This window comes from Burkholderia aenigmatica (assembly GCF_048627025.1).
GTDB classification, from domain to species: domain Bacteria; phylum Pseudomonadota; class Gammaproteobacteria; order Burkholderiales; family Burkholderiaceae; genus Burkholderia; species Burkholderia aenigmatica.
The window spans coordinates 51,530-75,309 of sequence record NZ_CP184470.1 but is presented as its reverse complement, the minus strand read 5'-3'; the positions used below and the strand labels follow the sequence as shown (position 1 = coordinate 75,309).

19 protein-coding genes and 1 pseudogene are annotated in these 23,780 nt (G+C 60.6%); 8 read left to right on the top strand and 12 right to left on the bottom strand.

Features of this window, described 5'->3' with window-relative positions; genetic code table 11:
* Window positions 1-24 precede the first annotated feature (24 nt).
* Entirely contained in the window at window positions 25-879 is an 855-nt protein-coding gene (locus tag ACN8ZM_RS32710) for a FadR/GntR family transcriptional regulator (protein WP_420213053.1), read from the top strand.
* A 182-nt stretch (window positions 880-1,061) separates the two neighbouring features.
* On the opposite strand, the gene ACN8ZM_RS32705 is transcribed toward ACN8ZM_RS32710, so the two are convergent.
* The 3 genes from ACN8ZM_RS32705 to ACN8ZM_RS32695 are packed head-to-tail and all read right to left on the bottom strand — an operon-like array spanning window position 1,062 to window position 5,363.
* A complete protein-coding gene (locus ACN8ZM_RS32705) occupies window positions 1,062-2,486 on the bottom strand; it encodes an aldehyde dehydrogenase family protein (RefSeq protein WP_420213052.1) in 1,425 nt (474 codons plus the stop codon).
* Between the two features lie 30 nt (window positions 2,487-2,516).
* Window positions 2,517-3,914: an aspartate aminotransferase family protein gene (locus ACN8ZM_RS32700; RefSeq protein WP_089454518.1), complete on the bottom strand. Its 1,398-nt coding sequence runs from the start codon at window positions 3,912-3,914 to the stop codon at window positions 2,517-2,519.
* A gap of 57 nt (window positions 3,915-3,971) precedes the next feature.
* The gene (locus tag ACN8ZM_RS32695; protein ID WP_043184062.1) at window positions 3,972-5,363 is read right to left on the bottom strand and encodes an APC family permease; all 1,392 of its coding nucleotides are present in this window, start codon (window positions 5,361-5,363) and stop codon (window positions 3,972-3,974) included.
* A 251-nt stretch (window positions 5,364-5,614) separates the two neighbouring features.
* Between ACN8ZM_RS32695 and ACN8ZM_RS32690 the strand changes: the two genes are divergently transcribed.
* The 4 genes from ACN8ZM_RS32690 (at window position 5,615) to ACN8ZM_RS32675 (ending at window position 9,622) form a co-directional block, all read left to right on the top strand.
* Window positions 5,615-6,709 carry an AraC family transcriptional regulator gene (locus ACN8ZM_RS32690; RefSeq protein ID WP_420213051.1) on the top strand — a complete coding sequence of 365 codons (1,095 nt, stop codon included), beginning with the start codon at window positions 5,615-5,617 and terminating at the stop codon, window positions 6,707-6,709.
* Between the two features lie 624 nt (window positions 6,710-7,333).
* Window positions 7,334-8,050 (top strand): ABC transporter permease, encoded by a 717-nt coding sequence (locus ACN8ZM_RS32685; RefSeq protein ID WP_043184060.1) that lies wholly within the window; start codon window positions 7,334-7,336, stop codon window positions 8,048-8,050.
* Entirely contained in the window at window positions 8,047-8,958 is a 912-nt protein-coding gene (locus ACN8ZM_RS32680) for a glycine betaine ABC transporter substrate-binding protein (protein ID WP_043184059.1), read from the top strand. The genes ACN8ZM_RS32685 and ACN8ZM_RS32680 overlap by 4 nt, the downstream gene beginning before the upstream one ends.
* 10 nt (window positions 8,959-8,968) lie before the next feature.
* Window positions 8,969-9,622, top strand: coding sequence for an ABC transporter permease (locus ACN8ZM_RS32675; RefSeq protein WP_043184058.1), 654 nt, complete (start codon window positions 8,969-8,971; stop codon window positions 9,620-9,622).
* A 13-nt stretch (window positions 9,623-9,635) separates the two neighbouring features.
* Here the strand turns inward: ACN8ZM_RS32675 and ACN8ZM_RS32670 are convergent, their stop codons facing one another.
* Window positions 9,636-10,688, bottom strand: coding sequence for an RNA-guided endonuclease InsQ/TnpB family protein (locus tag ACN8ZM_RS32670; RefSeq protein ID WP_420213050.1), 1,053 nt, complete (start codon window positions 10,686-10,688; stop codon window positions 9,636-9,638).
* A 92-nt stretch (window positions 10,689-10,780) separates the two neighbouring features.
* Between ACN8ZM_RS32670 and ACN8ZM_RS32665 the strand changes: the two genes are divergently transcribed.
* Complete coding sequence (locus ACN8ZM_RS32665; RefSeq protein WP_420213049.1) at window positions 10,781-11,956, top strand: ABC transporter ATP-binding protein; 1,176 nt, start codon at window positions 10,781-10,783, stop codon at window positions 11,954-11,956.
* A 159-nt stretch (window positions 11,957-12,115) separates the two neighbouring features.
* On the opposite strand, the gene ACN8ZM_RS32660 is transcribed toward ACN8ZM_RS32665, so the two are convergent.
* Together ACN8ZM_RS32660 and ACN8ZM_RS32655 are read right to left on the bottom strand one after the other, a co-directional pair.
* A complete protein-coding gene (locus ACN8ZM_RS32660) occupies window positions 12,116-12,307 on the bottom strand; it encodes a hypothetical protein (protein WP_420213048.1) in 192 nt (63 codons plus the stop codon).
* Window positions 12,308-12,685: 378 nt separating this feature from the next.
* Window positions 12,686-13,438: pseudogene (locus ACN8ZM_RS32655) on the bottom strand (MFS transporter); the annotation flags it as partial.
* Between ACN8ZM_RS32655 and ACN8ZM_RS32650 the strand changes: the two are divergent.
* Window positions 13,389-13,739, top strand: coding sequence for a substrate-binding domain-containing protein (locus tag ACN8ZM_RS32650; protein ID WP_420213047.1), 351 nt, complete (start codon window positions 13,389-13,391; stop codon window positions 13,737-13,739). The pseudogene ACN8ZM_RS32655 and the gene ACN8ZM_RS32650 sit on opposite strands and share 50 nt — an antisense overlap.
* Window positions 13,740-13,948: 209 nt before the next feature.
* On the opposite strand, the gene ACN8ZM_RS32645 is transcribed toward ACN8ZM_RS32650, so the two are convergent.
* The 6 genes from ACN8ZM_RS32645 to ACN8ZM_RS32620 form a co-directional block, all read right to left on the bottom strand.
* Entirely contained in the window at window positions 13,949-15,043 is a 1,095-nt protein-coding gene (locus ACN8ZM_RS32645; RefSeq protein WP_420213046.1) for a porin, read from the bottom strand.
* A 136-nt stretch (window positions 15,044-15,179) separates the two neighbouring features.
* Entirely contained in the window at window positions 15,180-16,997 is a 1,818-nt protein-coding gene (locus ACN8ZM_RS32640) for a dipeptide ABC transporter ATP-binding protein (RefSeq protein WP_420213045.1), read from the bottom strand.
* Window positions 16,994-17,818, bottom strand: coding sequence for an ABC transporter permease (locus ACN8ZM_RS32635; RefSeq protein ID WP_420213044.1), 825 nt, complete (start codon window positions 17,816-17,818; stop codon window positions 16,994-16,996). The genes ACN8ZM_RS32640 and ACN8ZM_RS32635 overlap by 4 nt, the downstream gene beginning before the upstream one ends.
* Before the next feature lie 19 nt (window positions 17,819-17,837).
* Entirely contained in the window at window positions 17,838-18,779 is a 942-nt protein-coding gene (locus ACN8ZM_RS32630) for an ABC transporter permease (protein ID WP_420213043.1), read from the bottom strand.
* Window positions 18,776-20,407 (bottom strand): ABC transporter substrate-binding protein, encoded by a 1,632-nt coding sequence (locus tag ACN8ZM_RS32625; protein WP_420213042.1) that lies wholly within the window; start codon window positions 20,405-20,407, stop codon window positions 18,776-18,778. The genes ACN8ZM_RS32630 and ACN8ZM_RS32625 overlap by 4 nt, the downstream gene beginning before the upstream one ends.
* A 114-nt stretch (window positions 20,408-20,521) precedes the next feature.
* Window positions 20,522-22,045 (bottom strand): serine hydrolase domain-containing protein, encoded by a 1,524-nt coding sequence (locus ACN8ZM_RS32620; RefSeq protein ID WP_420213041.1) that lies wholly within the window; start codon window positions 22,043-22,045, stop codon window positions 20,522-20,524.
* 398 nt (window positions 22,046-22,443) lie between these two features.
* On the opposite strand from ACN8ZM_RS32620, the gene ACN8ZM_RS32615 reads away from it, so the two are divergent.
* Entirely contained in the window at window positions 22,444-23,769 is a 1,326-nt protein-coding gene (locus ACN8ZM_RS32615; protein ID WP_420213040.1) for an aspartate aminotransferase family protein, read from the top strand.
* Window positions 23,770-23,780: the final 11 nt, after the last annotated feature.

Here is a 23,780-nt window from a genome sequence, read left to right as displayed (position 1 = left end):
CAGTCAGACAAAGGAGTCGTGAAGATGGTCATGGACCGAGCCAGGGCGGGCCTCGCGGTCGAAATCAAGCAGCCGAAGCGGGCCGACCTCGTCGCCGAGGAGATCAAGCGGCTGATCACCGAGAAGGACCTGAAGCCGGGCGACCGCCTGCCGCGCGAAGCCGAGCTGCAGCAGCTCTATGCGGTGAGCAAGAGCACGATCCGCGAGGCGCTGAAGTCGCTCGAGGTGCAGGGGCTCATCAAGGTCACGACGGGGCCGTCGGGCGGCGGGATGGTCGTCGAGGTGCCGCTCGACCGCACGCTGCAGCTCCTGCAGAACTACCTGTTTTTCAAGGACGTGACGATCGACGACATCTACACCGTGCGCAAGCTGCTCGAACCCGAGCTGGCGGCCGGTGCCGTGCCGCACCTGACCGAGCGCGACTTCGCGGCGCTGGAGGCGAACATCGCGTGCTGCGACGGCGCGTCGGGCGTGCACGACCGCGGCCACATGCTGCGCCAGCGGCAGGAGGACACGACGTTCCACGACATCCTCGCGGCCGCGAACCCGAACCCGTTCCTGCGATACAACTGCGAGCTGATCAACGAGATGATCCGCCAGCTGATCGAGTTCCGGAACGACACGCCGCTCGCCGAGCACAAGCGCTTCGGCGAAGCGAACGTCGCGATCCACAAGGCGATCCTGCAGGCCGCACGCGAGCGCGATGCCGAGCGCGTCCGGGCGCTGATGGTCGAGCACATGACCGAGGCGCCCAAGCATGTGAAGCGGATGAAAGGCAAGCTGCGCGGGCGGTTGATCCTCGATTCCGAGATCCGCAGGCGGCCCGCCGTTTCCGTTGCGGGACCCAATACGGCCGCAACGGAATCCGACGAGGACTGAGGGTCGGCCCGCGCGGCATCGGCTCGCCGTTGCAGGCTGCGCGGCGGCCTGAATGCCTCAACCGCGCGGTGTTCGGCCTTAACGCCCCGGATCGTCAAGGCCGAACGCCGCGAGCGGCATCCGCAACGGCACAGGCGCCTCGCGCGTCACCCGGGGCGACCAGAACCGTCAGTGCGTGTCGCTCACGCGTACCCCGTCGTGCCCTTCGTCTCCAGGTACTCGACGAGACCGAACTCCGCATACTCGCGGCCATTGCCCGAGCGCTTGTAGCCGCCGAACGGCGCGGCCGGATTCCACGGCGGATAGTTGATGTGGACATTGCCGACCCGCAACCGCGCCGCCACCCTGCGCGCCTGCTCGAGGTCCTTCGACTGCACGTAGGCCGCGAGCCCGTAGACCGAATCGTTCGCAAGCGCGACGGCCTCGTCCTCGGTGCGGTAGGTCATGATCGCGAGCACCGGCCCGAAGATCTCCTCGCGCGCGATCGTCATGTCCGGCGTGACGTTCGAGAACACCGTCGGCCGCACGTAGAAGCCGTCGCCGAGCCCGTCCGGCCGCCCGGGGCCGCCGGCGACGAGCGTCGCGCCTTCTTCGATCCCGAGCCGGATGAAGTGCTGGATGCGGTCGAACTGCGTACGGCTGACCACCGGCCCGATGCCGGTTTCCGTCGAACGCGGATCGCCGACAACGGTGCGCTCCGCCTCCCGCCGCGCGGCCTGCTCGGCCAGCGCCAGATGGTCCGCATGCACGAGCATGCGCGTCGGCGCATTGCACGACTGGCCGCTGTTGCTGAAACAGCTGCGCACGCCGCGCGTGACCGCCTCCTCGATATCGGCGTCCGGCAGGATCAGGTTCGGGCTCTTGCTGCCGAGCTCCTGGTGCACGCGCTTCACGGTATCGGCAGCCGCCTTCGCGACCTCGACGCCCGCGCGCGTCGACCCCGTGAACGACACCATGTCGACCTCCGGATGCCGCGACAGCGCGTCGCCCACTTCATGCCCGTAGCCGTGCACGAGGTTGAACACGCCGGGCGGCACGCCCACTTCGTGCAGGATCTCCGCGAACAGGATCGCGCTGAACGGCGCGATCTCGCTCGGCTTGAGCACCATCGTGCAGCCGGCCGCGAGCGCCGGCGCGACCTTGCACACGATCTGGTTGATCGGCCAGTTCCACGGCGTGATCAGCGCGCACACGCCGATCGGCTCGTGCGACACCAGCAGCGAATCGGTCTGCGTGCTGAAGCGGAACGACTGCAGCGCGCGGATCGTCTGTTCGAGATGCGCGGTGCCGACCGCGGCCTGCGCCGCACGCGCAAAGGCGATCGGCGCGCCCATCTCCTGGCTGATCGTCTGCGCGACCTCCTCGTAGCGCCGCTGGTAGATCTCGAGCACGCGCCGCAGCAGCGCGACGCGCTCGTCCACCGGCCAGCGCGAGTACGTGTCGAAGGCCCGCTTCGCCGCGCCGACCGCGCGGTCGACGTCGGCCGCACCACCGATCCTGAGCTGCGCATACGGCCGCGCCGTGCTCGGGTCGATCACGTCGATCGGCTTCGCATCGGCCGGATCGAGCCACTGGCCGTCGATATAGGACTGTTGTGACGTTCGCATCGAATGCTCCTGAAATGAAGGACGCCGCGTTCAGCGCGTCGCCCGCGCATAGGTGTCGACGAGGATGTCGCGGATCTGCGCGACGAACCACACGATCTCGTCGCGCGACATCACGAGCGGCGGCGAGAACTGCACGATCGGCGTGCCTTCGTGATCGACGCCCGCGCGGCACAGCAGCCCCGCGTCGAAGATCGCGGGCGCGAGCAGCGTCGACACGAACGCCTGCGCGCTGATGCCGGCCGCCCAGCGGCGCGCGGCCTTGTCGGTCACGAGTTCGAGCGAGTAGTGGTAGCCGTCGCCGCGCACGTCGCCGACGCACGGCAGTTCGAGCAGCCCATCGAGCGTCTCGCGGAACACCGCTTCGTTGCTGCGGACGTTCTCGAGCACGCCTTCGCGCTCCATGATCGCGAGGTTCGCGAGCGCGGCCGTGCATGCGACCGGATGGCCGCCGTAGGTCGCGCCGTGCAGGAACATCTGCTGCGGCCCGTCGAGCACCGTGTCGACGACCGTGTCGCTCGCGATCACGCCGCCGAGCGGCACGTAGCCCGACGCGATGCCTTTCGCGAACGTGATGATGTCCGGCTTCAGCCCGTAGCGCGCGGAGCCGAAATATTCGCCGAGCCGGCCGAATCCGCAGATCACCTCGTCCGCGACGAGCAGCACGCCGTGCCGGTCGCAGATGTCGCGCAGCCCGGCCGCGTAGCCGGCCGGCGGCGTCAGGCTGCCGCCCGCGTTCTGCAGCGGCTCGACGACGATCGCGGCGACGGTATCCGGCCCTTCCTGCACGATCAGCGATTCGATCTCGTCGAGCAGATGGCGCGTGAACTGTGCTTCCGTCTCGCCCACCGGGCGGCCGTAGCGCTTCGTGTTGCCCACGTGCCGCACGCCCGACATCAGCGGCTCGAAATGCTTGCGGAAGTTGGTCATCCCGTTCAGCGCGAGCGCGCCGAACGACGTGCCGTGATACGCGACGCGCCGCGCGATGAACTTGCGCCGCTGCGGCTCGCCGCGCGACTGGTGATACTGGCGCACCAGCTTGATCGCCGACTCGTTCGACTCCGAGCCGCTCGACGTGAAGAACACGCGATTCAGCCCTTCCGGCGCGAGCGCCGCGAGCTTGTGCGCGAGCCGGATCGCCGGTTCGTGGCCATAGCCCCAGTTGGTCGCGAACGGCAGCCGCACCATCTGCTCGCGGATCGCGTCGCCGATTTCCGCGCCGTGGCTGTAGCCGACCTGCACGCAGTACAGCCCGGCCAGCCCGTCGAAGTAGCGCTTGCCGTTGCGGTCGACGAGCCAGCAGCCTTCGCCGCGGTCGAACACGGTCAGCGCGTGGTCGCGATACGCATCGGCGTGCGTGAAATGCATCAGCAGGTGGCGTTTGCCCATGGCCTGCAGGTCCGCATCGAGATTGACGTCAACAGCGTTCATGGATGATTCCTCCTTCAGGGTTTCAGAACCGGCGGCCGGCAGTCGGCCACCGGTCATTCAATTCATCGACAGCGTCGGCGCCGGGCGCGTGAAGCCGCGCGTCAGCCACACGAGCTGGCAGAGTCCGAGCACGAGCCAGCCGGTGCCGACGTAGAACGTCTGGCGCGACAGGCCCGACCACAGCCACACGTTCATCGCGAAGCCGATTGCCGGCATCGCGCCGAACGTGATCCAGCCCGCGAAGCGGCGATGCTCGGGGCGGCACAGATAGCTGCGCATCACGCACAGGTTCACGACCGCGAACGCGACGAGCGCACCGAAGCTGATCATCGTCGACGCGAGATCGAGCGTGATGAACAGCGCGGACAGCGACACGATGCCGACCGCGAGCGTCGCGCGCACCGGCGTGCGCAGCCGCGCATGCAGGTGGCCGAAGATGCGTTCGGGCAGCACCCGGTCGCGGCCCATCGCGAACAGCACGCGGGTCACGCTCGCCTGCCCGGCCATCGCGCTCGCGAAACAGCCGGCCACGTACACCGCGACGAAGAACGCCGACAGCGTGCCGCCGCCGATGCGCCGCATCAGTTCGAGGCTGGCCGAATCGAGATCCTTGAATGCATGCCAGTCCGGAAACACCACTTGCCCGACGTAGGCGACCAGCATGAACAGCACGCCGCTCGCCAGCGTGCAGAGCAGGATCGCGCGCGGCACCGTGCGCTTCGGCTCGCGCGTTTCCTCCGACAGCGTGGTGACCGCATCGAAACCGAGGAACGACAGGCACAGGATCGCGGAGCCGGCGAAGATCGCACGCGCATCGCCCGACGACGGCAGCGCGACGGCCATCGACAGCCCTTCGCCCGACGCGACCCGCGCGGAAGCGATGAAGAAGATCGCGATGAACACGAGCTGGCTCGCGATCAGGATCAGGTTCACGCGATTGACGAGCCGGATGCCGACGATGTTCAGCCCGGTGATCAGCGCGATGCTCCCGACGATCCATACGCTGGCCGGCACGCCAGGGAATATTTGTTTCATGTAGATGCCGATCGCGAGGTAGCTGATCATCGGGATGAACAGGTAGTCCATCAGCAACGCCCAGCCGACCATGAAGCCGGCCGACGTGCCGAAGTTGCGGCTCGCGAACGTATAGGCCGACCCGGCGCTCGGCATCAGCCGCGCCATGTGGCCATAGCTGCGCGCGGTGAACAGCATCGCGACCAGCGTGACCGCATACGCGGCCGTCAGATGCCCGTTCGTCTCGCTCGTGACGATCCCGTAGGTCGTGAACACCGTCATCGGCAGCATGTATGCGAGGCCGAAGATCACCAGCGTCGCGAGTCCGAGCAGGTGCGGCTTGCGGCGTTCGTCCCCATCGCTGCGAATCGCGCGCACCCCGAAATCATGCGTCGCGGCGGCCGATGCGTATCGACCAGGGCTGTCGTTGTCCATGCTGTCCTCACGTGGGTAGCGTTCACGGCTCCAACACTCGTTCGCCCGGCATGGCCGGCGGCGCACGACTGGCAGAAAGTGTGGTGCGCCAAAAAATCGACCACGAATGAGAAAAGCGGACGTAATCAGGGGATATTTCCGGACACATCGCCGTGCGTGGCGCCGGCGCGGCTTGCATGGTGCGGCGCCGCACTGGCGTTTTGCGGACATTCCGGCTATGTTCTACGCGACCCAGTCGCCCCGTCAGCACCATGGACAGCCGTTCCCATCGAAACCAGAGCCGGGCCGAGCGCAGCCTGCGTTCGTCGCTCGGCCTCGCGCGCCCGGCCGGCCGCCAGGAGGACATTCCCGCCACCGTCCACGCGATCGCGGTCGCGCTGGACGAGTGCCGCGTGCGGCATATCGACGGCGCCGCGCTGCTCGAAGGCACGGGGCTCGGCGCGGACGAAGTCGCATCGCCGAACCTGCACGTGAATCGCGGCCAGGAGCAGCGCTGCTTCCACAACCTGCTGCAGCGCAGCGGCGTGCCGTCGATCGGGCTGTCGATCGGCGCGCGGCTGCACGTGTCGACGCTCGGCCTCGCCGGCTACGCGATGCTGATCAGCGGTTCGGTGATGCAGGCATTCCGGTGCATGGGCCAGTTTCCGCTGTTCATGGGGCTGTATTTCGATGTGCGTATCGATGCGCACGCGGACGGCATGAGCGTGACGATCAGCCGCTACAACGGCGAGCCCGATCTCGAGGTGTTCCAGGTCGACATGTGCCTGTCGAGCCTGCGCCTGATCGTGTCCGATCTCGTCGGCAAGCCGGTCTGGCCCGCACAAGTGCAGCTCGCTCGCCGCACGCCGCGCAATGCGGCCGACTACGCGCGCCACTTCGGCTGCAAGGTCGCCTTCAATGCGAGCGACAACCGTCTCGTGTTCACGTCGGTGAACGGCACGGAGATGCCGCTGCTCGCGAACGAAGTCAGCTTCAACGCGCTGCACGGCCAGTGCGAGGCGCTCGAACGGCAGTGGGCCGCGTCGGTCGGCACGCGTTTCGCCGATCGCGCAAAGGAGCTGATGGCGCGCGACCTCACGCGTTTCAAGTCGATGACGTCGCTCGCGAGCGCGCTGCACCTGACGGAGCGCACGCTGCGCAGGCGGCTCGACAAGGACGGCCTCACGTTTCAGACGCTGCTCGACGACGTGCGCCGCGACGAGGCGCAGCGGATGCTCGACGACCCTGAGCTGACGGTCGCGGCGATTGCGGAACGTCTCGGCTACAGCGAGCCGCGCAGCTTCCGTCATGCGTATCGACGCTGGACCGGCAGGACGCCGCGTGCCGATCCGGACGTCAGCGAATAGACCGGACGCGCCATAACTTTCGCGCGGATACACGCTGGCGCGTGACGGTCGAGCATGACGCGAGGCCGCTCGCGAAATCCACTTCGAGACTACGGCCCCGCCTATCGATTCGGAATTCGAATCATTTTATGTGCGCCCGATCCTCCCCTGCTTCATCGCATCCGCACGATCGGCGGCGCGCAATCGCGTTCGTCCCCAAGGTAGACGCGATCATTTGATTACTCTATACTCGGCCCAACTTCATCACAAAATGCATGATCTCGTGTGCAACGTGATGTCATTTCGCAATTCGTTGCGCATGCATCCGTTTCGCCACATCAAGGGGGCCTCCGGCTCCAGCGGCAGGCTTCACGCCCGCCGCATCCATGCCGTCTTCACACGACGGTGCCCTGCTCGAACGCGCCTCGCCGTTACGGCGCCGCCGGGCTGAACATGACAATCAGACGAACGCAGCGTTGCGTTCACTCGACCGCCAGTCGCACATCGTTGCGGCCGGCAGGACTGTTTCCGTCAGTTCAAATCGCGGCCATGCCGGGATCACGAACTTCCATCGCGGCGCCATCCGGCGTCTACGCGGCGCGCGCCTGCGCGTGTGCCGCACCGAGATTGAGGGGGTGTATCTTCATGACTCGACGCACTGTCCAGTTGGTGGGCAGCCTGATAGCCATCGTCGCCATCGCCTGGGCGCTCGCGCGCGGCATCGGCGCCGACACGTTCAGCCAACGCGCGGACGATCTCGCGTACTACGCGGGCCAGCACATGCTGCTGGTCGTCTATTCGATGACGCTCGCGATCGCCGTCGGCGTGCCGGCCGGCGTGCTGCTGAGCCGGCCGCGATTCCAGCATCAGGCCGAGCGCTTCATGCAGGTCTTCAACATCGGCAACACGATCCCGTCGCTCGCCGTGCTCGCCATCGCGCTCGGCATCTTCGGCATCGGCAACGTGCCCGCGATCGTCGCGCTGTTCCTCGCGTCGCTGCTGCCCATCACGCGCAACACCTACGAAGGCATGAAGAACGTGCCGGCCGCGCTGCGCGAAGCCGCCAAGGGCATCGGCATGACGGGCTGGCAATCGCTCGTGCGCGTGGAGTTGCCCGATGCGCTGCCGATCATCGTCGGCGGCGTGCGCACCGCGCTCGCGATCAACGTCGGAACGGCCCCGCTCGCATACCTGATCGGCGCGGACAGCCTCGGCTCGCTGATTTTTCCCGGCATCTATCTCGACAACCAGCCGCTGCTGCTGCTCGGCGCGTCGCTCACCGCGATCCTCGCGCTCGCGCTGGACGGCCTCGTCGCGGCCGGCAGCCGACATTGGCTCGCACGCCACGGAGGTGCGGCATGACGCTCCACCGCACCATTCGATCGCTCGCGCGCCTGTGCGCCGTGGCCGCGTTGTGCATGGCCGCGAGCGCACCGGCATGCGCGACGAAGCTCGTGCTGGGCGCGAAGAACTTCACCGAGCAATACGTGCTGGCGGAAGTCACCGCGCAGTACCTGCGCTCGCGCGGCTACGACGTGGAAGTCCGTTCGGGTCTCGGCAGCACGCTCGCGCGCAGCGCGCTGGAGAACGGCCAGTTCGATCTCATGTGGGACTACACGGGCACCGCCGCGCTCGTCTACAACAAGATCAACGACAAGCTGTCGCCCGAAGAAATGTACCGGCGCGTGAAGGCGCTCGACGTGCCGCGCGGGCTCGTCTGGCTCGACGCGTCGCCGCTCAACGACACCTACGCGATCGGCCTGCCGAGCCAGCTCGTGGAGGCCACCGGCATCCGCACGGTGTCGCAGCTCGCCGAGCACCTGAAGACCGATCCGGCCGCGAAGCACTACGTGTTCGGGATGGATGCGGAATTCGCGAATCGCCCCGACGGGCTGAAGCCGCTGCTCGCCGCTTACGGCATGCAGTTCAGCCGCGCGCAGTTGAAGCAGATGGACCCGGGGCTGGTCTACACGGCGCTGCACAACAACCAGTTGAAGATCGGCCTCGTCTACACGACCGACGGACGCGTGAAGGGTTTCGGCATCGTGCCGCTCGAGGACGACAAACACTTTTTCCCGCCGTACAACGCGACGCCCGTGGTGCGCAAGGACACGCTCGATCGCAATCCTAAGCTCGCGACGCAGCTCAACGCGCTGTCGGCCGCGCTCGACAACGACGTGATGCAGGCGATGGCCAAGGAGGTCGACCTCGACGGCAAGTCGCCGCGCGACGTCGCCGACGCGTTCCTGCGCACGCACAAGCTGCCTTGAAGGATAACCGATGAGCGTATTCGACTATCTCGCGTCGAGCTGGCCCGAACTGCTGCAGCTCACGCTGCAGCACATCTGGCTGGTCGGCATCGCCGTAGGCTGCGCGATCGTGGCCGGCGTGCCGCTCGGCATCCTGATCAACCGACACGACTGGCTCGCCGGGCCGCTGCTCGGCGTCGCGACCATCGTGCTCACGCTGCCGTCCATCGCGCTGTTCGGCCTGATGATCCCGTTCTTCTCGCGCTTCGGCCAGGGGATCGGCGCCGCCCCCGCGATCACGGCCGTGTTCCTGTATTCGCTGCTGCCGATCATGCGCAACACCTACCTGGCGCTGCACAACGTGGATGCGGGCATCAAGGAAGCCGGCACCGGCATCGGCATGACCGCGTGGCAGCGCCTGCGGCTCGTCGACCTGCCGCTGGCGGTGCCGGTGATTCTCGCGGGCGTGCGCACCGCGGTCGTGATGAACATCGGCGTGATGACGATCGCCGCCGTGGTCGGCGCGGGCGGGCTCGGCACGCTGATCCTGCGCGCCATCGGCCAGAGCAGCATGATGAAACTGCTGGTGGGCGCAGTCCTCGTGAGCCTGCTCGCGATCGTCGCCGACCGGCTCCTGCAGATGTTGCAGCGTGCATTGACACCGAAGGGAGTGCAGAAGACTTGACGTCCTCCTCCGCCTAAAGGCGGAGGATTCCCACACCTGGCGATGCACGTCCGCATCGGAGAATGTTCAGCGCAGCATTGATATCACGATCATGCTCGACACCACAGCCACTGCAGGCCCACTCTCTTATTCGCAGTCCCGCGATACCTTTCGGCCGCGTCGTGCTGTCTTTCGACCCGCACGCCGAACAGGACTGGGTCGAACCGCTTTCGTCGACTTCCTCGAACGTGGCTCCGTGCGCGATCGCCTTGTAGCGGAGTTTGTTTCGGAAGGAAGACCAGGATGCGTCGTAGACGCTCTTTGCCATCCTGGTCCTGGCGAGTTTGGCAGCCGACACATTGCCGACTGCGATGTAATCGAAGCGCCGCACCAGATCGAGCGCGAGTTTGTGCTGGAAGTCGGCGCGGGCATTCGCCACCTTGGCGTGCAGCTTCGCGATATGCCGCCTGTGCTTTCGCGCCCGTTGCGCTTTCGCCAGCTTTTCCGCCGCCCGTCGACCGAACTGATCATTGGGCAGCTTCTCGCCGGTCGAAAGTGTGGCGAAGTCTTTCAGGCCGAGATCGATGCCGACGCCGGAACGGATTGGGCGGGCCTGAACATCGGGCATCTCAATCGCTATGTTCAGAAACCAGTTGCCACGCGCATCCTGCGCAAAGTTGGTCCCGTCCTTGATCTTGCCTTCCGGAAGCGCCCGGCTGTTGAACACGCGAAACGTGTTGCCGGCGAAACGGAATGCGTCACCCTCGCGCTTCAGGTCACGGCCCTTCAGCGGCACCCAGCCCAGCGATTTCCTGCCGCGATAGCGCAGGTAGGGCCGACGGTGCTGACTGCGCGACTTCGCATATTGCTCGCACGTCGCGTTGATCGTGCCGGAGTGGATGCCGAGCGCCTTGCTGCTCCCCATCGTCAGCACGTTCAGATCGAATCCCGTCGGCCACTTCTTGCTCCACTTGAGCGCGTGCTTCTGCGTGTCATTGCAGAAGTTCCAGACGTAGTTCACCGCACGGCTCTGTTTGTTAAGCAGTCCGTTGAGCGACTTCACGCGGTAGCGGTAGACAAGAATCATGCAGGTGATCCTAACCCGTGGAAGAAGCTGCCTGTCAACAGCAATCCTTTCCTTCCCACCGTCAATGGCGGGGTTTCTCGGAGCAAATTCTGATGATCGAACTCGACCAACTGACCAAGACCTTCACCCGCAAGGACGGCCAGGCCGTGCGCGCCGTCGACGCCGTGAGCCTGTCGGTGGCCGAGGGGGAAATCTGCGTGTTCCTCGGCCCGTCAGGCTGCGGCAAGACCACCACGCTCAAGATGATCAACCGGCTGATCGCCCCCACGTCCGGCCGCGTGCTGATCAACGGCGAGGATACGGCGCAGCTGAATGAGGTCGACCTGCGGCGCCACATCGGCTACGTGATCCAGCAGATCGGGTTGTTCCCGAACATGACGATCGAGGAAAACATCACCGTCGTGCCGCGCCTGCTGGGCTGGGACAAGAAGCGCTGCGCCGAACGCGCGCGCGACCTGATGGCGATGGTCGCGCTCGATCCGAAGCTGTACCTGAAACGCTATCCGCGCGAGCTCTCGGGCGGGCAGCAGCAGCGTATCGGCGTGATCCGCGCGCTGGCCGCCGATCCGCCGGTGCTGCTGATGGACGAGCCGTTCGGCGCGGTCGATCCGATCAATCGCGAATCGATCCAGAACGAGTTTTTCCAGATGCAGCGGCAACTGAACAAGACCGTGATCATGGTCAGCCACGATATCGACGAAGCGATCAAGCTGGGCGATCGCATCGCCGTATTCCGGCGCGGCCAGCTCGTGCAATACGATCACCCCGACACGCTGCTCGCCCGCCCGCGCGACGAATTCGTCGCGCAGTTCGTGGGCCAGGACAGCACGCTCAAGCGTCTGCTGCTCGTGAAGGCCGGCGACGCCGCCACGCAACCCGAAACGGCACGGGTCGACACGCCGCTCGCGCATGCGCTCGCCGTGATGGACGAAACCGATTGCCGCTACCTGACCGTGCTCGACGATGCGGGCCGCGCGCTCGGCTACGTGACGCGCCGCGCGGCCCGCACCGGCGGCGGCGTGTGCGGCGAGCGCGTGACGCCCTTCCCGGCCGGCGTCGCGGCGGACGACAACCTGCGCATCGTGCTGTCGAAGATGTACCAGTACAGCGCGTCGTGGATGCCGGTGCTCGACCCCGACGGTGCCTGGCTCGGCGAGATCACGCAGGACTCGATCGCCGCTTACCTCAGCTCGGGCCGCTCGCGCCGGCAGACGGGCCAGCCGCCCGGCAGTCCTGCCGACGCGGTCGCTGCAAGCGCCACGCATTGATTCGTCTCCGGGCCGGTGCGCGATCGCACCGGCGCCGGGAAGCGCATCGGTGCCGTGCGCGATGAAAAAAATGCGGCCAGGCCCGGCGATTACACGCCGCTTGACCCGCCTTCAACTGGAAACCGTCAAACCGGAACCGGCGAGCGGACGCCATTTCCATCATCCGTGTTTCCCGCAGACGTAATCCATGACCAGCGTCTGAATGGAGTCGCGCTCGACATACCGGTAATCATCCGACTCTTCGCGAGATACGTAGACCTCGCCCGGCTGCGCTCCGACCATGCTGGTCTTGCCCATCGCCCAGGTCTTGTTCTCGCAGTCGAACGACCAATCGGAAACGAGGCGCTTCACCTGTAGGGTCTCAGCGAATCCGTCTTTTTGCCCTTATACAAATCAACAAGTTAGGCACGTTCATGAGAATTTTCTCTGTCGGAAGTTCTCATGATTCGGTATCGCAACCTACAAATTTCGCATGAATGTGACCGTACTCGGGCCGGGAGAGATCTTGGAGTCGACACAATCGCCTTCCCACCACCAATAGGGCCACATTGCCTCAAGCGGAATTCAGGAAGCCTCGCGATCCGCCCGGCCTCCCTCGTACAAGCTATGCGTCCGTTGGCCGGGGCCGGTCACTCGACGCCGCGTCTACTGCAAATCCCACATCTCTGAAGTCAAGTTCGGTTGCGACTTGGTCACGGTCGACGCCTGCACGCAGCGGTTTCTCAACAATGCGTCAAACATGCGAATCCCGCCTATCAGGTTGAATACACCGAGCGCGATGCCACGTAACGTTGCAGGTAATATTTCGGAGACCATCGCGGCGAGTGTTCCTTGCGTGAATCCCACGTGCAGCCCCCAGACGGCCACACCGGCGAAAACCGCTTGCACAGACCACCCGACGCCCAGTATCAGATCGGCAGCCATTAGCAGTGCCATGCCGATGACAAGCAGAATCCGACGGTCGAGCCGGTCGGAAAGCACACCGACGGACCAAGCAGACAGCGAGTAGGTCAATGCCATTACCACCATCACGCCGGGAATCCACGCAACGTCCAGCCCGGTCTGCTGTGCGCGCAGCACCAGGAACGCCTCGCTGAACCGGGTGAGCTAAACGTCGCACCGATTGCGACGACAAACCAGTAACGCGCCGGAAATTCCCGCAAGGAGCGCCAGTGCAGCGGGCTCAGGAAATGTCGCGCTGGTGTTGTACGCTCGGGTTCTTGGATACCCCACGACGATCAAGCTGATCGCAATGAACGCAGGTACCACCGCGAACCACAAAACGATGCGAATATGGTCGGCGAACCAGAGCATCAATGCGATCGCTAGTAGGGGCCCGAGAAACGCCCCGATCGTACGCAACCCGAAACAGGCACCTCGAATTTCGGGCGGTGCTACGTCTGCCACAAGCGCATCCCGAGGCGCGCCGCGAATGCCTTGGCCGACACGATCGAGCAGGCGGGCCGTCACTACGACCGCCGGGGTGGTGACCATCAACGATCTTCTGGCACCGGGATTGATGGCCGGGCGGCGCAAAATCGGAAGGCGCGTTCCCGAAGACATGTCGGCCGTGGGAACGGAGGGCTCGTTTTGGGTCACAATCTCGAATCCACCGCATACAACTATCCAGCCACCGATTCCTAGGATAGTTGGCGAAATTGTCCGATCCGCGATCCGCACACGCGATAGCACGAATGATGCTGCACGAAGTATTTTTACCAATATCTCACTCGTGGAATGCGAATCCGTCGGACCAGAAGGGTCGCGTCCCTGCTATCTTTGAACTCGAACCTTGCGGGCCATTGCTAAGCACATGCATCGCTCGCGCCGCGGCCATGACGCCGCTGCGCTTGCACAAAATGACTGGGCAACTTGTCACTCAATAGCCCCTCCGTGCCCACCTCGAATTCGCATGAACCGAGCACATCATTTCAATTCAACCAAACAATAAATTATTGTAAATTTAAAATTAACTTACACCAATTAATCACATCAAAACCTATGGACAATACCAAGCTGCGTTCCGAATTGATTTTTACCGGGTAAGGTTTGCCCTCCCGCATGCACCCCAAGCGTGCTCAACTTTGTATTAAATACATAGCTTGTATTAAGATAAATACTTGTCCTCTTCGACAAGAAATGCTCAACATCAACAACAGCAGTTGTTGGCCTAACATCCATCCCGGACACTCGACTGTGATATACCGTTGCCGAAGTTGACCATGACGGAGAGAAATTATACCGATCCCCTAAGTACACCATATTTACATCTCGACCCACTCCCCCGATCGTCGCCTTTAAGAAGCGATACCCAATATATGCCGAGTTGTTACCTAAGGTCCAGCGCGTGGCCACCATATAACGCTCAACGCGATCAGCGCTCGACGATTGTTTCGGCGTCAAAACGGGGCTCAATATACCAACACCGAACGCGCCACTCGTCAATGGCCCGTGAATTTTTTCGTAGATTGCGGTAATAGCGAACGGCGCCGTTGAATAAGTCAATGCACCCGAAATCAACTTCCCCTGACTCGCAGTAGCAGATGTCGCCCCATATGGCACCGCAACACTGTCATAGCCAAAGCTATACAAAAAATCTGCCGTGAAATTTCCTACCTTCTTTCTCAACATGACGGCATTATCAGGGCGCGTAACAAAACCAAGATCATGGCTGTCTGCAGCGTAAGTTGACAAGGCATTTGGATCAAAATGAACTCCATCCTCGTAAAGAAGGCTCCGCAAGCGACCCAGTCTAATTTCCGCGCCATCCTTCTTCAAACCTATATACGCACGCCGTCCAAACAATCGACCAGATTGACTCGCAGTACCGTCATTGATCGAGAATCCACTTTCAAGGTTAAAAAATGCAACAAGCCCGCCCCCAAGATCTTCCCTCCCCAGAATACCCCAGCGATTGCCATAATAGTTACCCGCCTGCAAACTTATTTGCGAGGACGATGTCTTATTAGAATTCGTCAGGAATTCCAACCCACTATCAAGGATCCCATATAGGGTCACGCTAGATTGAGCTTGTGCAACAACAGGAACAGCGAATGCCGCAACGAGGCAACACACTTTTTTATTCACGGTAGATCTCCACCAATTGATTTTGATATTTTATTAATGATTCGCACTACAAATTATCAAATTTACAGGACGAATATACCAATCTAATTCAATCAACATTCAACACATCAGCCCGGAAAATCACCGATACACGCTTTTACCTCCAAACTGCGACTCGATGTGACATGCCACTCTGCGGCATTTCGCGCATTGCGAATTCCTGGTTCGCCCTGTCGGTATCCGGGTCAAAATAGTCACCGATTAGCCCTATCAGCGGCGGGATCTCTCGCGCTCTTACGGAGAACCCATGCTCCCGATCCCCCTTTAGATCAGGCACTGCCTGCAACAGGCGCCGCGTGTAGGGATGTGCAGGCGAATCAAAGACTTCGTCCCGAGTTCCCTCTTCAACAACGTGTCCCCTGTACATCACGATCACACGATCGGCTAACTGCTCAACCACGCCAAGATCATGAGAAATAATCAAGCAGGCAAAGCCGTAGCTAATTTGCAATGACCGAAGCATGTCGAGAACCTGCTTCTGGACTGTGACATCGAGTGCAGAAACTGGTTCGTCTGCAATGACTACCGCGGGCCGCCCGACGATGGCACGCGCGATCGCCACCCGCTGACGCTGACCACCTGAGAGCTCGTTGATGAATCGGTTTGCGAATTCCGCCAGACCAACATCGTCAAGCGCTTCCCTGACCCGTTCCAGCTTGTCTGCTTCGCTAAGTCCTGGCACCTGTTGCAGGCTTTCCCGAACGATCGACGCAACCTTCATACGTGGATCAAGCGACGAATATGGATCCTGGAAGATGACTCCGATCGCTCGCCGCGCCTCGCGAAGCTTCTTGCTTCCAGCATCGAGAAAATTCGTCCCGTTTAGCGTTACGCTGCCTTCTGCCACACCGACAAGCCCGATAATTGCATTCGTCAGGCTTGTTTTTCCACTCCCCGATTCGCCAACAATTGCGAGCGTTTCCCCTTGGCGCAGGGAAAACGACATCGGGTGGACGACACGCACTGTCCTTTGGCCAGACCAGCTCCGCTTGCGATTGTTGTAGTCGACTGCCACCTTCCGCACGTCCAGGACCGGAGTTGAATCCGAAGAGTCGGGCTTCGGGCCATGGTCAGGAAGCCGCCTCGGCAGTGCGTCGAGCAAATTCAACGTATAGGCTTGCTCCGGGCGGGACAGGACGTTGGCAACCGGTCCCATTTCGACTGCATCTCCGCGCCGCATAACGAGCACCTTCTGCGTGTAAGCGGCGACGAGCGCGAGATTGTGACTAATGAATATGAGTGATGCCCCCTCTTCTTTTGTCAGTTCAACCAACAAATCGAGCACTTCTTTTTGCACTACGCAATCCAGTGCGGTTGTCGGTTCGTCCGCAATAAGCAGCTTTGGGCGCTGAAGCATGACTGCGGCAATAATCAGTCTCTGACGCATCCCCCCCGAGAACTCATGGGGATATCTCCGCATGCAACCTTCCGGATCCCTAACACGGACGCGCTCGAGCATCAGCACGGCCAGGGCCCACGCCTTCGCCGGCGCAACACCGCGACGTCGGATCAACGCTTCGGTCAACTGTTCGCCGACGCGAAAAGCCGGATTCAATGAAACCATCGGCTCCTGAAATACCATCCCGATATCTGCCCCTCGAATTTCGCGCCACTGCGCTGGCGTCTGCTCGAGCAATTCACGCCCCGCAAACGTAACTCGACCGGATGTGATTCGTGCGGCATCGGGTAGCAGCCCGATCAGTGCCTTGCCGATCATGGTCTTACCGCTGCCCGACTCTCCGACCACAGCCAACGATTCACCAGCCCTCAGGTCCAGACTGATGTCCCGAACGACACGCTTGTCTTCTCCGTGGGCTGACGGAAAACTGATCGACAAATCGCGTATCGATAACAATGGTTCGTCTGGCATCGGTACAGACGAAGTCTTCACGTTATCTTCGAACCGTGTCGTCATGCCTTTACTCCTTTCATGCGCGGATCAAGAACATCCCGCAGCCCATCGCCAAACAAATTGACGCCGAGCAATGTCAACGAAATGGCGAGGCCGGGGAAAAGCGCAAGCCAGATAGCGTGATCCATTGCGCTTCGACTATCGGCGAGCATCCCGCCCCACGTCGGTGCCGGGGGCTGGACACCAAGACCAAGAAAACTAAGTGCGCTCTGGGCAAGAATCGCCGATCCAAAAAGCGTGGTAGAGAACACCAGCAAAGGCGGCAAGCAGTTAGGCAACACGTGACGGAGCACTGTCCACGCACCGCTATTGCCCATTGCTCGTGAGGCCACGACGTACTCACGCTGTCGCAACGCAAGCGTGCTGCTTCGAGCAATGCGCATAACGGAAGGTGTATAGGCCAGCCCGAGCGCCAGCACCACGCTCCATGTGGACGTTCCAAGAATCGTCATCAATCCAAGCGCGAGAAGCAAGCCCGGAAAGGCCATCAGGGCTTCGACAATCATCATCAGTACGCGGTCAACCCAGCGCCCGGCATATCCCGAAATCACGCCGATCGTGGTGCCGCAAAGAAGAGCCAGCAGAACAGACAAGGCACTGACGCTCAGCGTGATCGTTGCTCCGGCCATAATACGAGACAGTACGTCCCGCCCGAATTCGTCGGTCCCGAGCCAGTGCGTCAGGCTGGGCGCACCGTAGCGCGACACCAGATCAACCTCTGTTGGCCCATAAGGGGTATAAACGGAACCTATAACTGCGACAACGGCAAGCGGAACGATCAGACTCGCGCCAAGTATCAGGTTTGTGCGTTTGAATGCATTCATGAATGAAAAATAAATATACTCAATACTTGATTCTCGGATCGAAGATCGGCTGCAAGAGATCTACGAGCAGATTGACGAATACGTAAACCAGCGCAGTCACAAGCAAACATCCTTGAATGACGGGATAATCTCTTGAATAAATGCTTTCAACCAGAAGCCTCCCCATTCCCGGCAATGTAAATACCGTCTCGATCACCGCAGCACCTGACAACAAGTGCCCGAGAATCAAACCAATAACAGTCAATGCCGGTCCGACAGCATTCGGGAAAACATGGCGCATTAGTACACGTCGCTCCGAAAGCCCCTTGGCTCTGGCATGCGCGACGTACTCCATTCTCAATATCTCAATACTGCTTGCACGCATCATTCGCGTGACCGCCGCAATCTCAGTTAGCACAATAGCGACCACAGGCAATATCAGATAATAAACTGCCCCCCAGCCGGCCTGACCAAAACCCTCATACCCGAACGTTGGTAACCAATGTAGTTTCACGCCGAATATCCATATCAGAATGATCCCGACCCAAAAGCTGGGCAGTGAAACAAACAGGATCATCGTCAGCACAATCACAAAGTCGCTTTTTTTGTTCTGAGACCACGCCGCAATCAATCCTGCCGGTATCGCCACCAGACATGCGAGTACCGTAGCAGCAAGAACGATCTGAGCCGTCACCGGAAAGGTCTTGCCGATCAATTCCAGCACTGGCTGGTGCCGAACAATCGATACGCCAAGATCGCCATGCAGCGCATGGGAAATCCAGATGACAAATTGTTGCGGCAATGAATGATCCAGCCCGAGCGAATGCCGCATTTGTGCGAGCAACACTGGGTCATCAACATCGCCCAACATCAGCACGGCTGGGTCTCCAGGAATCGCGTGAATCATCCCAAATGTCAGCAATGCGACAATAATTACTGTCGGCACGGCCCACAAACATCGCTTCAAAATATACGAAATCATCGTGCCACTCCATCCAGGTTCTTTCGTACATTGAAAAGACGAACTCGCCCAAGCGGCCAGGACTGGAATCCCTGTAGGCGCGTGCTCACGAGATGCATGTCTGGCAACTCAAACATGGCGATCATAGGAGCATCATCGAGCATCATTTCGTGAAGCTGACCAAATACTTTTTGACGCCCATTGAGATCAGTGATGCCACGGAGCTCCTTTAGCAGACTACTTGCCGCCTGATTTTCCCATTGCACCATCGGGCGCTTCTCTTTATTTCCCAATACATCACCATAGGCTTGCTCCGGATCCAGTCGAGCAGAATAAATGATCGTCATCATTTGAAATTTTCCGGACCTGAAATCGCTTAACTGCTTCGCCCATTCGACGACATTGAGTTCTGTACGAATCCCTGATTTGGCCAGGAGAGACTGCATGTAGATTGCCAGCCGAAACATCGATGGAAACTGCGCACTCACTTCGATCGTCAGTGTTTCACCGCGATAGCCTGCCTCGGCAAGAAGGCGCTTTGTTCTGTTCGAATCGTAGATGTACCCTCTCGCTTCCTCAGGGTCATATGCCAGATCCGTGTCGGGTACCAGTGAAGCGTTATAGTGAGCCCGGCCATTGCTTGTCGCAGCGACTATCCCGCGAAGATCCATCGCGGAAGCGATGGCTCGGCGCATGGCCACACTACGAAGTAAAGGGTCCCTCGTTTGCATCAGAAGCCCCGTGATTTCCATGCCAGGCCCCGTAACCAGATTCCACTTCGGGTCAGGAGGCGGCAGGTTGCCGTCATCGATCGAAATGGCATCAACCTGCCCGGACTGAAGCGCTGATTTCTGCGCAGCCTTGTCAGGGATCACCACGAAACGAACCGGCGCATAGGCAACCTTTCTGCCCGCAAGCCCATCTGGAGGCTCTGGTCTCGGCTTATATGCGCCAAATGGTTCCAGCCTGACGTACTGTCCTTTTCGCCACTCGCCAAACATATACGGCCCGGTACCAATCGGACGGGACCACCGACCCTGCGCGTCGACACTATTGGGGCTCAATATCGCAAGTGGGCATCGGGGGTTGGCTAGTTGCTTAAGGAATAGCGAATACGGATGATCGAGTACGAATACAACCGTCTCCGGATCCGGCGCGCTAACGCTCAGTACTTTGACGCCCTGGCTTCCCGTGTAAATGCCGCGACAGACGAATCCGGAACGCGGGTTCATCAAATATTCGAAGCTCCACTTGACGCTTTCCGAACTCATGCGTACGCCATCATGGAACAGCACCCCGTGGCGCAAGCGAAACGCATAGACCTTGCCGTCCGGCGACACCGACCAACTGTCGGCCAGCATGGGTGCCACCGACATGTCGCTACGCAACGCCACGAGCGACTCGACCACATGCACAAAAATGTCGTCGGTGGTCGTATTGCGCGATACGTTCCCCGGCATCGAAGTAGGTGTATCCACTGCTTCGGCATAGCGAATCTCAGGCTGCGCACCGATCGCGGTCGTCGAGGCGGCATGCCCTCCCGTAGCAATCAGCGACATAGCCACAGCGGACACGGTCAGCCATTTCCGCAGTTTTGATCGATGCCCGATATTCTCGCGAGCCTGCCCGGAAACCATAAACGCAGCCATTACGCTATTTACCCCTACGAGACACTCTTTATCACTTCTCTAATTTTCTTGACGACGAGGCGTTCGCACATGGCTATCGCACATCACAAGGCACGAGCGACGCCGTCCCCATGCTTAATTCGCGATGCTTGCGATCACGACCGGTCGCACTCGCGCAGCGCTGTTCGTGTTGACGCTTCGCTCAAAATGAGCCGAAGTCTCGTCGAACGTGCAAACGACCGTATCGCAGAATGTTGTCTCGATGAAGCGCCAGTTCATCAGAAAGCGTTCCGGGGAAGTCCAGACGCCTTCGGCTACGACTCGCAGAAGAGCGGGCTGATACTCATGATGCAATTTGTTGCCCGTCATCGTCGTCACACTTTCAATCTCTTTGCCTAAGCCCACCTCGATCACGTGTTCCCCGCGGTGATCCTTCAGCGAAAACAGACATCGATTCCGCTCGAACTCAAGCGAGATCCACTCGATGTGGTCGTCATTCGGCGTAGCAAGCCAGCGACGTCCGCTAATAGCCGATACACGATCAACCGCAGGTTCGCCGGATGGCAGACCCGGCAACGCCAGTGCCCCAAGCTCGGCGGCCAGTATGTTGTCCGTGGTCACGGACAGGCTCGAACTTGAGCCGTCAACGGCGGGCAACAAATGCATCCAGATAAGGTTCTTGAGATGCTTGTCGTCGATAGGTAAGGCCGAATTGAATACCAGCACAACATCAAGCTCGGGAAAAATGTAGCAGCGTTGCCCGAAAAAGCCCGATGCGACACAACCCTCCTTCGTCATCCACCACTGATAGCCGTAACCATCGCGCTTCTCGCTCTCGCTCGGCTGAAAATCCTTGCCACGACTAAAGCGCATGCCGGTCAGCGTCCCAAGCCACGCCTGATCTACCTGATTGTGCGTCGCGTCCCGAACCCATTCTTCCGAGAGAATGCGTCGACCGTGCCATGCGCCGCCTTGCAAATGGAGGAGCCCAAACTTCGCCATGTCTTCGGGAGAACACGAAATACCGTTGCCACCAGTGTTATAGCCCTCGGGGGACAGGTCCCAGGAGACGGTATTAATGCCCAGCGGTTCAAACATGCGCTCATCAAGCAGCTCATGTGCAGTCTTCCCAGTCGCTTTGCTGACAATCGCCGAGAGCATGTAGCTGGGGCCACTTCCATACATGAAGTTCTGGCCCGGCTTGTCCTCCACCGGTACATCGAGAAAGAGTCGCACCCAGCTCTCGCTTCTTCCGCGCCATTCGCCCCCAGAAATTCCGACGCGATGACCCGTGCGCATCGTCAATAAATCTCGCACAGTCATTGCTGCAAGATTCTCGCTAACGTGCTCAGGGAGATGCTCAGGGAAATAATCTATTACCGGGTCATCAAGACGCACCGCACCGTCATCCACCAGAAGGCCGACCGCAGCACCAGTCCAGCTCTTCGTTGCCGAATGCTGCATGTGCCGGTTGCTCAGTTTGTATGGATGCCACGCCCCCTCCGCAACCACCGCTCCATGTCGCAACATCATGAAGTTGTGCAACTCCACGCCGTTCGCCCGAATTGCATCAAGAAACCGCCTGATCGACTCCGAGCTCACTCCCACCTCGAACGGGCTCTTGCGCGGAAGCGGTCCGCTCACATTGGGCTGCGTCATTCTCTGCTCCAGAAAAAGCTGACGGCGTCGTATCCGTCGATGGTTCGTTACACGCTCACGCCTCGCACCAACAGTTCGGCGACGATGCGACATGGCTTGCTCTTAGACGGGGCGAGTTTGTACTTAAAAAATAAAAAATACAACCAACAGCTAGCCTTGTAAGTATTTCCCCTACCTCCAAACATGACTCACAATCAACAAAGTGCACATAATCAATGATTTTTTATACGAATCATGATCACATATAACGCTAAAACGACTTCATCGCGGACCTCAACAGATGTTCTCGCGAGGCTCTCAGCTCCCACCTGCATTGTTTTTTTTGATTGCATGATACATACTCAGCTCACACACCACCCAAAATGCACATATCACGGAGCCCATCGGCCCCTTCTTACATGACATCAAACGACGCCTACTGGATGCCCTTCAGCGCGAATCGGCGCTTCAAGCAGACTCGCCCCTCCTTGTTCGTCGAGGCTGACGGGATGTACTACCGACGCCAGGACGGGAAACTTGTCCTCGACGGAATCGCCGGCCTTTGGTGCGTCAATGCCGGGCATAGGCGCGCTGAAATCGTCGATGCCATTAGTCGGACGACTTGGCAACTCGACTATGCCCCCTCATTTCAGATGGGACATCCGCTCGCTTTCGAATACGCTGAAGCGTTGCTTGAGATCGCTCCGCCCGGCTTCGGCCAGGTGTTTTTTTCTAACTCGGGGTCGGAAGCAGTCGATACCGCGCTAAAGATCGCATTGGCCTATCATCGTGCTCGAGGAGAAGGCCAACGTGTGCGCCTGATCGGTCGCGAGCGTAGCTATCACGGCGTCGGGTTCGGTGGACTGTCCGTCGCAGGCATTGGCGGCCAACGAAAAGCGTTCGGCAACTTGCTGCCGTTCGTCGACCATCTGCCAAGCACGTATGATCGAGAACAAATGGCGTTCTCTCGCGGGCAGCCCGCATGGGGAACACACCTCGCCGACGATTTGCTTCGCCGTATCGCACTTCACGACGCCTCGACCATTGCGGCTGTCATTGTTGAGCCGATTTCCGGATCGACGGGCGTACTTGTTCCCCCTGTCGGATACCTCGAGCGCCTGAGACAAATATGCGACGCTCACGGAATCCTGTTGATTTTCGACGAGGTCATCAGTGGCTTCGGCCGAGTCGGAAACTCGTTCGCAGCGACGCGCCTGAACGTAACGCCCGACCTGATTACTAGCGCAAAGGGACTGACCAACGGTGCAGTTCCCATGGGGGCAACGTTTGTGCGGCAGCATATCTATGACGCATTCATGCAAGGCCCGATAGACAGCATCGAGTTCGCCCATGGTTATACGTATTCGGGGCATCCGCTCGCATGCGCCGCGGGCCTCGCCGCCCTCGACATCTATCAGCGAGAGCAGTTGTTCGATCGCGCGATTTCATTGAACTCTGCTTGGGAAAATACCGCACACTCGCTGCGCGGCGTTTCGGGGATCGCAGATATTCGCAATTTCGGATTGCTTGCAGCCATCGACCTTGATCCGTGGCCTGACGCTCCCGGCAAACGCGGTTACGACGTGCACAAACGATGCCTTGAAAAGGGGGTATTGATTCGGTCATCCGGAGACACGATGCTCCTCTCCCCCCCGCTCACCATTACACCAGACCAGATTGCGACGCTCTTTAGCACGTTAGCCGATGCGATTGATTCTCAAAATGTGACCGGGAGGTCACTGTGAACGCGCCTGGC

What these genes read in the sequence shown, in the direction of transcription:
- ACN8ZM_RS32710 (WP_420213053.1), top strand. Translation starts at nt 25, where the DNA reads ATGGTCATGGACCGAGCCAGGGCGGGCCTCGCGGTCGAAATCAAGCAG.
- ACN8ZM_RS32705 (WP_420213052.1), bottom strand. Translation starts at nt 2,486, where the DNA reads ATGCGAACGTCACAACAGTCCTATATCGACGGCCAGTGGCTCGATCCG.
- ACN8ZM_RS32700 (WP_089454518.1), bottom strand. Translation starts at nt 3,914, where the DNA reads ATGAACGCTGTTGACGTCAATCTCGATGCGGACCTGCAGGCCATGGGC.
- ACN8ZM_RS32695 (WP_043184062.1), bottom strand. Translation starts at nt 5,363, where the DNA reads ATGGACAACGACAGCCCTGGTCGATACGCATCGGCCGCCGCGACGCAT.
- ACN8ZM_RS32690 (WP_420213051.1), top strand. Translation starts at nt 5,615, where the DNA reads ATGGACAGCCGTTCCCATCGAAACCAGAGCCGGGCCGAGCGCAGCCTG.
- ACN8ZM_RS32685 (WP_043184060.1), top strand. Translation starts at nt 7,334, where the DNA reads ATGACTCGACGCACTGTCCAGTTGGTGGGCAGCCTGATAGCCATCGTC.
- ACN8ZM_RS32680 (WP_043184059.1), top strand. Translation starts at nt 8,047, where the DNA reads ATGACGCTCCACCGCACCATTCGATCGCTCGCGCGCCTGTGCGCCGTG.
- ACN8ZM_RS32675 (WP_043184058.1), top strand. Translation starts at nt 8,969, where the DNA reads ATGAGCGTATTCGACTATCTCGCGTCGAGCTGGCCCGAACTGCTGCAG.
- ACN8ZM_RS32670 (WP_420213050.1), bottom strand. Translation starts at nt 10,688, where the DNA reads ATGATTCTTGTCTACCGCTACCGCGTGAAGTCGCTCAACGGACTGCTT.
- ACN8ZM_RS32665 (WP_420213049.1), top strand. Translation starts at nt 10,781, where the DNA reads ATGATCGAACTCGACCAACTGACCAAGACCTTCACCCGCAAGGACGGC.
- ACN8ZM_RS32650 (WP_420213047.1), top strand. Translation starts at nt 13,389, where the DNA reads ATGCCTTGGCCGACACGATCGAGCAGGCGGGCCGTCACTACGACCGCC.
- ACN8ZM_RS32640 (WP_420213045.1), bottom strand. Translation starts at nt 16,997, where the DNA reads ATGACGACACGGTTCGAAGATAACGTGAAGACTTCGTCTGTACCGATG.
- ACN8ZM_RS32635 (WP_420213044.1), bottom strand. Translation starts at nt 17,818, where the DNA reads ATGAATGCATTCAAACGCACAAACCTGATACTTGGCGCGAGTCTGATC.
- ACN8ZM_RS32630 (WP_420213043.1), bottom strand. Translation starts at nt 18,779, where the DNA reads ATGATTTCGTATATTTTGAAGCGATGTTTGTGGGCCGTGCCGACAGTA.
- ACN8ZM_RS32625 (WP_420213042.1), bottom strand. Translation starts at nt 20,407, where the DNA reads ATGGCTGCGTTTATGGTTTCCGGGCAGGCTCGCGAGAATATCGGGCAT.
- ACN8ZM_RS32620 (WP_420213041.1), bottom strand. Translation starts at nt 22,045, where the DNA reads ATGACGCAGCCCAATGTGAGCGGACCGCTTCCGCGCAAGAGCCCGTTC.
- ACN8ZM_RS32615 (WP_420213040.1), top strand. Translation starts at nt 22,444, where the DNA reads ATGACATCAAACGACGCCTACTGGATGCCCTTCAGCGCGAATCGGCGC.